The organism is Rubrivivax albus (assembly GCF_004016515.1).
Lineage (GTDB): Bacteria > Pseudomonadota > Gammaproteobacteria > Burkholderiales > Burkholderiaceae_C > Rubrivivax > Rubrivivax albus.
Genome location: NZ_SACT01000017.1, coordinates 1 through 10,681, shown reverse-complemented (window position 1 = coordinate 10,681; position 10,681 = coordinate 1). Strand labels below are relative to the sequence as shown.

The following is a 10,681-nucleotide window of genomic DNA, read 5'->3' as shown; positions in this document are numbered from 1 at the left end:
CGCACCCAGACCCAGCGGCTGAGCGCCCAGCAGTTCGTGCGCCGGCTGCTATGGCATGCACCCGCATCGCGGCAACACACCACACGCCACGCCGGGCTGTACAACAGCAACCACCGCGAGCACCATGCTCAGGCCTGCGCGCAGTTGCGCCAGGACGATCACCCATGGCCCAGGCCCCAGACTTCACCGACGCCGGCACCGGCCACGCCGTGCCCGCACTGCGGCAAGAGCCTGCTGCGCACGCGGCGGCTGGCTGGACTGAAGCGGCAGGTGCAAGGGGCGCACCACACAGGTGCTTTTTCCCCGCGGGGGGAACAAGCCACTGCTGAGCGCGGTTCAACGAGACGGTCGAACGGACCGTCAACAGCCAACAGCGGCCGCGCTCCACCATCTTGGGATATTGTTGGTTCCGCGCGGCCACTGTTGCCTGCTGACGGCCGCTCACCTCAACGTTAGGCCGCACGATTCACCACCTTTCGGAATCGAGCCGCCGCGTACAGCCGTATGAATGCAACCACCGTGGCCTTCGTCGTCGCCTTCGCCGCGATACTTGGTACGCCCGTCATCGCACCACTTGCCTCTTGGTGGCTCAATCGGCAGCCAGCGGCCTTGCGGGTTCGTCGTCTTCGCGATCTTTGTACTGGACTTTGCCTCTTCTTTGTTGCTCTACTTCTTGGCATCTCCACGCCCTGGTTCGAACTGAACGCTCTGCTCTGCGGCATCGCGTACATCACCACTGGCGTGCTTGCTGTATCCGCATTTCGCGTTCGTCCACGTCTGGTTGGCATCGCGCTCGGTTCCATTGGAGTGCTTGTCCTTATCCTCAGCATGCTTCTGGGCACCGTAGGCGCCCTTGCTGTTGGGCTCATCGTCGGCGACGCCGCTCCCATTTACACAGCATCGCTTCCTTTGAACCGGAGGTGCTTCGTCAAATCCTTCGGCAACGTCACTACAACCAGCGGCGGGTACGACGTAACCATAAAGTACGTTCCACCGTTCTTCCCACTTGTGGCACTCTGGCGCGCGGATAGGCGGTTCGCGAATCCAACCTTTGAGCCGCCCGAAGCATGCCTCCGGGCCATCAATTCAGGTGCCTAGCTGTCGCAATCTGGCGCCGCGAGTGCGGCCTAACCCCTCGCTCAAGCGCCGACGCGCAACGGCAGGGCACCTGGCCCGCGAAGCGCTGGTGGTCTATCCTACGCCTCGCGGGCCAGGTGCCCTGCCGTTGCGCGCGGCTTAGCTCGAACGTTAGGCCGCGCGAATGGCCGCAGCGCTACTCTCTGCGCGTGGAGAAAACTCAATGAAGCGAGTCACCGGAATCGGAGGCATCTTCTTCAAGGCGAAGGACCCCAAGGCCCTGGCAGAGTGGTACAGGAAGCACCTCGGGCTGGAAGTCGAAGAGTGGGGTGGCGTTGCCTTCCGATGGAGAACGGAAGAGAACCCGACGGGAACCGGAAGCACTGTCTGGAGCCCGTTCAAGGAAGACACTACGTACTTCGCGCCAAGTTCGGCGAGCTTCATGGTGAACTACCGTGTTCAAGACCTCCACGCGGTGCTCGCGGTACTTCGAGCAGAAGGATGCGCCGTCGACGACAAAGTCGAAGAATCGGAGTACGGAAAGTTCGGATGGGTTCTTGACCCTGAGGGCAACAAGCTTGAACTCTGGCAACCGCCAGAGGGTCAGTGAGTTGCTCGTTCTCGCGCACACGGCGCGGCCTAACCCCTCGCTCAAGCGCCGACGCGCAACGGCACGGCGCCTGGCCCGCGAAGCGCCGCTCATCTATTCTGCGCCTCGCGGGCCAGGCGCCGCGCCGTCGCGCGCGGCTTAGCTCGAACGTTAGGCGGCGCGAGGACCCCATGCCACCCTTCCGCAAGTCCCTGGCTGCATTGCTCCTTCTGATGGGCGGCACGGGCGCAGTTATGGGGCAGGTCTTGGAGGCACCGAACGTGGTGCCGATCGACCAGATGTTGGTGACTTCAGGTCAGCCGAGCCGTGCGGCGCTCGGTTCGCTTCGGCAACAGGGGTTTGAAGCGGTGCTCTATCTGGCGCCAAGCTCGGTGCCGGATGCCATCGCCGATGAGCCAAAGATTCTTGCTGAGCAAGGCATCGAGTTCGTTCACATTCCCATCCCGTTTGGCAAGCCGCAGGAAGGTCACTTCGTCGCGGTGTCAGAAGCGCTGCAGCGCCTCAAGGGCAAGAAAGTTCTTGTGCACTGTCAGGTCAACATGCGTGCATCAAGCATGGTGTTCCTGTATCGCACCATCACAGGTGGGCAAGACCCGGGCAATGCGTACGAATCGGTAAGCAAAGTCTGGTCTCCGCACGGGCCGTGGAGGTCTTTGCTACAAACTCAGCTCAAGAAGCATGGCATCAATTTCGAGCCGTACTAAAGCGCCGCCTAACCCCTCGCTCAAGCGCCGACGCGCAACGGCACGGCGCCTGGCCCGCGAAGCGCTCACTGTGTATCCTGCGCTTCGCGGGCCAGGCGCCGCGCCGCTGCGCGCGGCTTAGCTCGAACGTTAGGCGTCACAAACGCACCACACTTGCCATGCCTCTACAGCTAGCGATGCTTCTCTTTAGGGAAGCTCCAACTCTTGCGGAAGTGCAGGTGCAGGCGGCGCTGTCCTCCGGCTGGCCTGAGCTTGCGACCCCAACCGACTTTGGCGTTCAAGACAACACACTTTCGTTTCGGCTCGGAGAAGCTGATGTCGTTATCGGACTCATGCCCGCGCCTATTCCGTGGGTCGACTTAGAAGGTCCGTGCTCAACAAGCTACCTCTGGCCAAACGCATTGACAGAGGCAAAAGAGCACACTATCCACGCGATCGTGACCGTGATGGGAGAGTTGCCTCCCGTCCAGCTCTCGACTCTCCTAACTCAAGTGTGCGCAGCAGTGATGACTGCGTTGCCTCAAGCAATTGGCGTTTTCTGGAACAACGCAGTGATGGTCGTTCCCAAGGGTCTGTTCTGCGACTTCGCTACCAGCATCTTGCCAAAGGGGCCGCCCATTCCGGTCTGGGTCGATTTTCGTGTTGGTTGGAGCGAGAGCGGCAAGACTAGTGCAGGATTTACTACAGGCCTTGCTGCCCTGGGCCTTATGGAGCTGGAGACTCGAGATGCCACTGAGCCGCCATCCGAACTTCGTCAACGCTTCGAGTCAATAGCCCAATACCTACTTGACAATGGCCCAGTAATTGGTGACGGAAATACTGTAGGTAATAGTGCTACAGAACAAATACGCGTCACATACTCGCCCTCATACTTTGGCGCCAAAGGTCAGGTTATGCGACTCACATATGAAAGAAATCAGCAAAATAAGTCTTGGTGGCGGCGGTGACGCCTAACCCCTCGCTCAAGCTGACCCGCTACGGCAGGCGGCGTAAGGCTGGTCCGCGGCACATGGTGCATCATCGCGTACCAGCCTTACGCCGCCTGCCTCCGCGGGCAGCTTAGCTCGAACGTTAGGCGTCGCAGGCAACCACCTTCGGAGCTCGCTGCAATGGCTGAACTCAAGACCAAGGCCACCGATGCGAGCATCGATGAATACATCGCGTCGCGTGCCAGCGAAGAGCAGAAGACTGATTGCAAGAGCCTGATGGTCATGCTGAAGCGCGTGACCAAAGAGAAGCCGCAGATGTGGGGACCCAGCATCGTTGGGTATGGGCTCTACAAGTACACCTATGAGAGCGGCAGAACCGGAGAGATGTGCAGAACCGGGTTCGCCATACGAGGCAAGGAGCTTGTCGTCTACCTCATAGCGGAAGGTGGCGAACAAGAGGCACTGCTTGCCAAGCTCGGCAAGCACAAGATGGGTAAGTCCTGCCTGTACATCAAGAAGATCGCAGACATCGACATGAAGGTCTTGGAGCAGTTGGTTGTCGGCTCACTTGCGCAGCTGAAGGCCAGGTATGGCTGAGGCGACGCCTAACCCCTCGCTCAAGCGCCGACGCGCAACGGCACGGCACCTGGCCCGCGAAGCGCCTGCTGTGTATCCTGCGCTTCGCGGGCCAGGCGCCGCGCCGTCGCGCGCGGCTTAGCTCGAACGTTAGGCCTCACAGGAGCGCACGTGGACGCAATCTCACTAGCAGGAGCCTATCAAGGCATCAAAGCAGCCAAGGAGATCTTGTCTGGGCTCTTTGAGCAAAAGGTTGACTCGGAAGCGAGGCCGAAGATATTGGAAGCCCAAGCGAAACTTGGCGATGTACAGGACGCGCTATTCGTTCTTCGAGAGAAACTCTCTGAGCTTCAGCAGGAGCGAGACGAACTCCGTTCCCAGCTCGTGGACATACAAGCATGGAAAGCAAGGGAGCAGCAGTACTCCCTTTCGTCAACCGTGGGTGGGGCCGTTGTCTATCAGTTCATTGGATCGCCAGACCACTTTGCTTGCCCAAGCTGCTTCAATCGGCGTGAGGTGCACATCTTGCAGGACAACCACAACATGTCTGGCACTTTCCGCTGTCCTGGCTGCCAGGAGAACTTTCCCGTAAAGCAGTCGAGGAAAATTCCCTCTGGTAGGACGATCGGCATGTGAGGCCTAACACCTCGCTCAAGCGCCGACGCGCTCCGGCAGGCGGCGTAAGCCTGGTCCGCGGCCTATGCGGCATCATCGCGAACCAGGCTTACGCCGCCTGCCTCCGCGCGCGGCTTAGCTCGAACGTTAGGCCGCACATGAGCACCGCTGAGGGTGATCCACCACCAAAGAAGAAGCCACGGGTCGATGGCCAGATCACTGGTTTGGCAGGTGAACTGTTCGTCGCGGCTGAACTACTGAAGCGGGGCCTTCAGACCTCAGTGACCTTCGGGAACGCGAAGTCCGTTGACCTACTTGCCTATGACCCGGAGTCGAAGAGATCGTTTGCGGTACAGGTCAAGGCGCTTAGGTCCAAGAACTTCTTCTTGCTAAGCCACCACAAGGTAGAGCCAACCCAGGTCTACGTCTTTGTCCTGCTTAACAAGCCAGGGCAACAGGTTCAATACTTCGTCGTGCCCGGGAAGGACCTGCATGGTCAGCCCGAGAAGTTCTCCAAGTGGTTTCTTGATCCCAAGATGCCAGGTATCCATCCAAACACGCTTGCTGAACTGGGGTACGAGGATGCGTGGCATGTCTTCGCCGAGAGTGCGGCCTAACCCCTCGCTCAAGCACCGACGTGCCACGGCAGGCCGCCTTGCCCGCGAAGCCGTGTTTGCTCATCATCGGCTACGCGGGCAAGTCGCCCTGCCGCGTCACGCGGCTTAGCTCGAACGTTAGGCGTCGCAGGCCCCCCGCCTATTGCTCTTGCGGCATCTTGTTAGTGTATATACACTAACCGGGTGCGAATCACCTACGATCCGGCCAAGCGCCAGAAGACGCTTGATGAGCGTGGCCTAGACTTCAAGGATGCTGCTCAGGTCTTCAGGGGCGTCACGGTCGAAGTTGAGGATGTTCGCAAGGAATACGGTGAACGTCGCATCATCTGCTTCGGCAAGCTGAAGGGCCGAATGGTTGTTGTGGGGTACACGCCGCGTGGCGCGGAGCGCCATGTCTTCAGCATGCGAAAGGCCAACGACCGTGAACAAGCCCGCCTCGCGCCGTACTTCGGGAACTGATCTTGCGCGCGTCGATGCGCACAAGGTCAAGCCGCATGAGTACAAGGAACTGCCCGAACTCACTGATGCCATGCTTGCGCGCGCGGTGGTCAACAAGGGTGGCCGTCCGAAGTCGGAGAACCCCCGTCAACTCATCAGTCTGCGGTTGCCGCCAGAAGTCGTCGCGCGTTGGCGTGCTACTGGTCCTGGTTGGCAAACACGAATGGCCGAGCGTCTTGCAAAGTCGCCGTTGCCAAGGCCCAAGAGCGACGCCTAACACCTCGCTCAAGCGCGGACCCGCGCCGGCAGCCGCCGCCTGGCCGCTCCAGGCCAAGGTGGTAGATTGTCCTTGCGCGGCCAGCCGGCGTCTGCCTGCACGGTCCGCTTAGCTCGAACGTTAGGCCTCAGAATCTATGTCCAGCGACCGTCGCTATCAGGTATTCGTAAGCTCAACGTATGAAGACCTTCGCGAGGAGCGTCAGGAGGTCATGCAGGCCCTGCTTGAACTCGACTGCATTCCCGCAGGGATGGAGCTATTCCCGGCAACTGACGACGATCAATGGACACTGATCAAGCGAGTCATCGATGAGTGTGACTACTACATCGTCATCATTGGTGGGCGATACGGCTCCATTGGGCCAAAGGGAATCAGCTACACCGAGCAAGAGTATCGATACGCTCTCGACACCGGGAAGCCAGTTATCGCCTTTCTGCACAAGGACCTTGCGCTGATCCCGGTAGGAAAGTCGGAGGCCGATCCTGAGTCGGTCGCCAAGCTCATGGAGTTTCGTGAGCTAACGCGAAAGAAGGTGTGCAAGTTCTGGGAACGTCCGTCAGATCTTGGTTCAGCGGTAAGCCGTAGCCTGGTTCGGCTGATCAACACTCATCCGATGCCAGGCTGGATCCGCGCAGACAAGGCGGCTGCCGCGGTGGCTGCTACCGAGGTCTTGCGGCTTCGGAAGACCATCGAAGACCTCCAAGCAAAACTGGCCGAAACGCAGCTCTCCGCTCCGAAGGGAAGCGAGGATCTCGCCCAAGGTGTAGAGCCATTTCCGATTGACTACTCGTTCGAAGCCTATGCGGCAGACCGGGAGGTTTGGTCTTTCAACAGGCAGTTAGATTTCACATGGAACGAGATCTTTGAGGAGATCGGTCCCCTGATGCTTGACGAAGCGGCAGATGACCGCATTCGTGCAGGGTTGGCTCAGCTTGTTCGAACACGTACGCTTGATGGATGGGACGAAGATCCTGAGTTGACGGAGTTTGGCTCACCTCGATCCTTTGCTGTATCAGCCAGGGATGAGCAAACTATCAAGATTCAACTCCGCGCGTTGGGGCTCATCGAACAGAGCAAGAAGGCACGCAGCATCAAAGACACCAGAACCTTTTGGAGCCTTACTGCCTATGGTGACGCGGTATTGGTACAGCTACGCGCGATTCGGAAAGGGGAGTTCAAGCCTGTTGATGAGGGCAGTGCGGATGAGGCGCCGGAAGCTGAGGCCTAACCCCTCGCTCAAGCGCCGACGCGCAACGGCACGGCACCTGGCCCGCGAAGCGCCTGCTGTGTATCCTGCGCTTCGCGGGCCAGGCGCCGCGCCGCTGCGCGCGGCTTAGCTCGAACGTTAGGCCTCGCATGTTGACCCATCTGCGCAATGCCACCATCGAAGACAAGGCACGGATCTTGGCTCTTATGGAAGGGGTGATCCACGACACGGTCGACGCCTCCCACCAACTTGAGACCATCGAGAATGTCGCCTCCAACCTGGGCTTGTGGGAGCGAGCCCCCGAGCGGTGCGTCCACCTTGTAGCCGAGTTCGATCGAGAAGTCGTTGGTGTAGTCCTTGTCAAAGACTTCTGGAACCTCTGCAGCTTGTTCGTCGCCACTGAGCATCACCGAAAGGGGATTGGCAGAGCCTTGTTGCTCGCTGCGATAGATCGGTGCCGCGGGAGCAGTCCAAAGGAAGCGATCCACCTCAACTCTTCGGCATTCGCTGTCCAGTTCTACCTTTCGTTGGGCTTCGAACATCGGCAGTCCAGCCAGCAGCTTCCCCCCGGCTTCATGCCACTACGGTATGCCCTTGCCGCGAGCGAGGCCTAACCCTTCGCTCGAGTGGACGCGCTCCGGCATGGCACTTGGCCCGCGCGGCGGTGTGGTTCATCATCCGCCGCGCGGGCCAAGCGCCATGCCTGCGCGCGCCCCTCAGCTCAAACGTTAGGCATCACAAGACCCGCTGCCGTGCTCCCGGTGCAGTCTGTCTCAAGGAAGCATGATGAAACTTGAAAGACTTGGAAATTCAAGGCGCGCCGAACTGTCTGAACTATTCCGCTCGACGTTTTCAGACTCCGAAGGAGAGGACGAAGGGCTCACGATCGGGCGTCTGGTCGACAAGCTGGCCGCAGTCATTGACGATGTCGACGTGATTGCCTTTGGTGCCATCGAGAACGGCGCCCTCACTGGAGCCATTTTCTTTACGCGCCTCAAGTTCAGTGACGATTCCATTGTCTACATGCTCGCTCCGGTGGCAGTTTCATCCGCTCGTCAACGAAGTGGCATTGGTCAGGCCCTCATTGAGTTTGGGCTGCAGCAGCTGAAGAAGCAGGGAGCCGGTGTTGTGGTTACCTATGGCGATCCGGCCTACTACGGTAGGGCGGGTTTTGAGCCGCTGTCTGAGAACGTCATGCAAGCGCCAATGGAGTTGTCCATGCCGCAAGGGTGGCTTGGTCAGTCACTCTCGGATTCACCAATCGAGGCCCGAAGCGACCGTCCGAACTGTGTTGAGGCATTTCGTGACCCTGCATATTGGTAGTCTTGGTTGTGCATGCGCAGTGATGCCTAACCCCTCGCTCAAGCGCCGACGCGCAACGGCACGGCACCTGGCCCGCGAAGCGCTCACTGTGTATCCTGCGCTTCGCGGGCCAGGCGCCGCGCCGTCGCGCGCGGCTTAGCTCGAACGTTAGGCGTCAGAGGCTTTGCCCGTGGCGCGGACATCTGTAGCTGTCCGGATTGATCTCGGACAACGCGTGCTGGTGAATCACTGAGCAAGCTCCAACTTGCGTGGCCACGCAGGTGCGTGGCAGGTGACCGATCTGCTTGAGGGAGACTCAGATGCAACGTCGATATGTTCTTGCCTACGCTGCCTGGACACTGGCGCTAGCGATGCCGAAGGCTGGGGCTGAACAGGCTGGCAACGCGGATGCAGAGGCTGCACTACGGCAGGCTGTTTCAGACTATTTGGCCAGCTGGAACTCACACGAAATCGCGTCCTGGGCTCGTTGGCTGACGGAAGACGTTGAATGGATTGACCCCAGTGATCCTTCTCCGAAAAAGTCCAAGGCCACGGTAACCACCTTTGCCTCCTATTACGTACGGACTTACGATCTTGATCTGAGAATCAAGAAGCTCCTTCTCGCGTCGAACGGAAAGAGCGCCACAGTGGCCCTCGAGGGAAAGTGGTTGGAACTGCCACAGAGGGACGGGAAGTACTCGCGAGAGTGGGCGCGCGATCTACTCGTGTCTCGTTGGCGGTACGAAGGTGATGGCTGGCGACTCTTGTACATGAACAACCATGCTGGTAGCTCAGCCGAGATCGCCAAGGCTGAAGGTCTGAACTGACGCCTAACCCCTCGCTCAAGAGCCGACGTGCCACGGCAGGCCGTCTTGCCCGCGCGGCCGTGTTTGTTCATCATCGTCCCCGCGGGCAAGCCGTCCTGCCGCGTCACGCGGCTTAGCTCGAACGTTAGGCCGCAGAACCACCGACTCGTCCATCATGACCGTACCTATCCTAAAGATTGCAGATGGTTTCCGAGAGGAGTTCGCGCGCAGCCAAGTTGACCTGCGGCAGACTCCAGATGAGTATGCGGCGCGAGAAGCGCACAAGTTCTTGCTGTTTGACCTCGACGACTACAGTTACCGGGATCAAGAACTCCACTCTTGGATCCATCGCTTTGGTGCAATTCTCCGTGGCGTCGAGGGAATGCCAAGCATTGAGGAATTGAGGTTGCGGTACCTTAGTCAATCTGAAAGAGATGCAATCGCGAGAGAGCAAGAAGACGACGAAGGCCTATAGACCACTTCGTCAATGCTCTTTTCCTGTGCATGGCATTCAATACGTCCCTGCCGCCTGCGCTGCGGCCTAACCCCTCGCTCAAACGCCGACGCGCAACGGCACGGCACCTGGCCCGCGAAGCGCCCGTTGTTTATCATGCGCTTCGCGGGCCAGGCGCCGCGCCGTCACGCGCGGCTTAGCTCGAACGTTAGGCGTCACGTGGCCATGCGCGCGAGACTTCTGGCCGCAAGGGGTAGACTTGACGCTCGTCCTCAGGAGTAGCCATGCCAGACACCGCCGCAGACCTCGCAGTCCGTGGCAAGCAGCTCCCGCGTGAAGAGCGGGAGCGCCTTGTCGACGAGTTGCTCGAGTCCCTGAACGAGCCTGCAGCCGCGGAGCTTGATGTAGCCTGGGCCGCTGAGATCGAGCGCCGTCTTGCCGCGTACGACCGCGGTGAAGTGCAGGCGCTTTCCGCAGAAGAGGTCTTCGCCAAAGCGCGCGCGCTCGCAAGGTGAGCGTGGTTCGCTTCCTGCCGGAGGCGGAGGCCGAGTTGCTCCATGAGGTCGAGTACTACTCGAACGCAAGAGCCGGTTCAGGCATTCGGTTTCAAGCTGCAGTTGAGGCTGCCCTCGAGCGCGCAACAAGGCATCCTCTTGGTGGGGCTCCTTCGCATCATTCAACGAGAAGTGTCTTGGTCAAGGGCTTTCCGTTCAGCGTCGTGTACCGGCCATCGGAAAGCGAGTTCCTCGTGGTGGCAATTGCGCCTCATCGCCGCCGCCCAGGCTACTGGCTGTCGCGGTTGAGTGACGCCTAACACCTCGTTCCAGCCGACGGTCATCGGCATGGCACTTGGCCCGCGAAGCGCCTTGGTTCATCATGCGCCTCGCGGGCCAAGCGCCATGCCACTGCCCGCGGCTGAACTCGAACGTTAGGCGTCGCAGGGTAAGCGTCCGGCGATCCCGTCATGACGACGGGGGCGGTGGTCAGGCCGAGTCGATCGCCTGCCAGCGGTGCGGCAGCAGCTCGCCGATCCTGCTGGCGGGCTGCGTAGGCAGCCTCTCGAGCACGT

At 60.0% G+C, this 10,681-nt stretch carries 17 protein-coding genes; all 17 read left to right on the top strand.

Translation table 11 applies throughout. The annotated features are described in order from the left end of the window. Window positions 1–456, top strand: a 456-nt coding sequence (locus ENE75_RS25840) for a transposase (protein ID WP_199232409.1), incomplete at its 5' end; no start/stop codon positions are given. A gap of 63 nt (window positions 457–519) precedes the next feature. After that, the gene (locus ENE75_RS24220; RefSeq protein ID WP_158289086.1) at window positions 520–1,098 is read left to right on the top strand and encodes a hypothetical protein; all 579 of its coding nucleotides are present in this window, start codon (window positions 520–522) and stop codon (window positions 1,096–1,098) included. Between the two features lie 202 nt (window positions 1,099–1,300). Further along, the gene (locus ENE75_RS24215; RefSeq protein WP_128201608.1) at window positions 1,301–1,687 is read left to right on the top strand and encodes a VOC family protein; all 387 of its coding nucleotides are present in this window, start codon (window positions 1,301–1,303) and stop codon (window positions 1,685–1,687) included. Between the two features lie 170 nt (window positions 1,688–1,857). After that, window positions 1,858–2,391, top strand: a complete 534-nt coding sequence (locus tag ENE75_RS24210; RefSeq protein ID WP_128201606.1) for a protein tyrosine phosphatase family protein — start codon at window positions 1,858–1,860, stop codon at window positions 2,389–2,391. Window positions 2,392–2,549: 158 nt separating this feature from the next. Beyond that, window positions 2,550–3,338, top strand: coding sequence for a DUF4261 domain-containing protein (locus ENE75_RS24205; protein WP_128201604.1), 789 nt, complete (start codon window positions 2,550–2,552; stop codon window positions 3,336–3,338). 162 nt (window positions 3,339–3,500) lie between these two features. Further along, window positions 3,501–3,917 (top strand): DUF1801 domain-containing protein, encoded by a 417-nt coding sequence (locus ENE75_RS24200; RefSeq protein ID WP_128201601.1) that lies wholly within the window; start codon window positions 3,501–3,503, stop codon window positions 3,915–3,917. A gap of 150 nt (window positions 3,918–4,067) precedes the next feature. Further along, the gene (locus ENE75_RS24195; protein WP_128201599.1) at window positions 4,068–4,532 is read left to right on the top strand and encodes a Trm112 family protein; all 465 of its coding nucleotides are present in this window, start codon (window positions 4,068–4,070) and stop codon (window positions 4,530–4,532) included. 137 nt (window positions 4,533–4,669) lie between these two features. Further along, on the top strand, window positions 4,670–5,128 hold the full coding sequence (locus ENE75_RS24190) for a hypothetical protein (protein ID WP_128201597.1): 459 nt from the start codon (window positions 4,670–4,672) through the stop codon (window positions 5,126–5,128). A gap of 183 nt (window positions 5,129–5,311) precedes the next feature. Then, on the top strand, window positions 5,312–5,587 hold the full coding sequence (locus ENE75_RS24185) for a BrnT family toxin (protein ID WP_128201595.1): 276 nt from the start codon (window positions 5,312–5,314) through the stop codon (window positions 5,585–5,587). Further along, window positions 5,550–5,843 (top strand): BrnA antitoxin family protein, encoded by a 294-nt coding sequence (locus tag ENE75_RS24180; RefSeq protein WP_233259266.1) that lies wholly within the window; start codon window positions 5,550–5,552, stop codon window positions 5,841–5,843. The genes ENE75_RS24185 and ENE75_RS24180 overlap by 38 nt, the downstream gene beginning before the upstream one ends. A gap of 136 nt (window positions 5,844–5,979) precedes the next feature. Beyond that, entirely contained in the window at window positions 5,980–7,071 is a 1,092-nt protein-coding gene (locus tag ENE75_RS24175) for a DUF4062 domain-containing protein (protein ID WP_128201591.1), read from the top strand. A gap of 128 nt (window positions 7,072–7,199) precedes the next feature. Next, window positions 7,200–7,664: a GNAT family N-acetyltransferase gene (locus tag ENE75_RS25835; protein ID WP_128201589.1), complete on the top strand. Its 465-nt coding sequence runs from the start codon at window positions 7,200–7,202 to the stop codon at window positions 7,662–7,664. Window positions 7,665–7,836: 172 nt separating this feature from the next. Further along, window positions 7,837–8,373 carry a GNAT family N-acetyltransferase gene (locus ENE75_RS24165; protein WP_128201586.1) on the top strand — a complete coding sequence of 179 codons (537 nt, stop codon included), beginning with the start codon at window positions 7,837–7,839 and terminating at the stop codon, window positions 8,371–8,373. A gap of 299 nt (window positions 8,374–8,672) precedes the next feature. Continuing rightward, window positions 8,673–9,179, top strand: coding sequence for a Cif family virulence factor (locus ENE75_RS24160; protein WP_128201584.1), 507 nt, complete (start codon window positions 8,673–8,675; stop codon window positions 9,177–9,179). Between the two features lie 154 nt (window positions 9,180–9,333). After that, window positions 9,334–9,633 (top strand): hypothetical protein, encoded by a 300-nt coding sequence (locus tag ENE75_RS24970; RefSeq protein ID WP_158289085.1) that lies wholly within the window; start codon window positions 9,334–9,336, stop codon window positions 9,631–9,633. A 263-nt stretch (window positions 9,634–9,896) separates the two neighbouring features. Further along, the gene (locus ENE75_RS24155) at window positions 9,897–10,127 is read left to right on the top strand and encodes an addiction module protein (RefSeq protein ID WP_128201581.1); all 231 of its coding nucleotides are present in this window, start codon (window positions 9,897–9,899) and stop codon (window positions 10,125–10,127) included. Further along, window positions 10,124–10,426, top strand: a complete 303-nt coding sequence (locus ENE75_RS24150; RefSeq protein ID WP_128201579.1) for a type II toxin-antitoxin system RelE/ParE family toxin — start codon at window positions 10,124–10,126, stop codon at window positions 10,424–10,426. The genes ENE75_RS24155 and ENE75_RS24150 overlap by 4 nt, the downstream gene beginning before the upstream one ends. The last annotated feature ends 255 nt before the right edge of the window (window positions 10,427–10,681 follow it).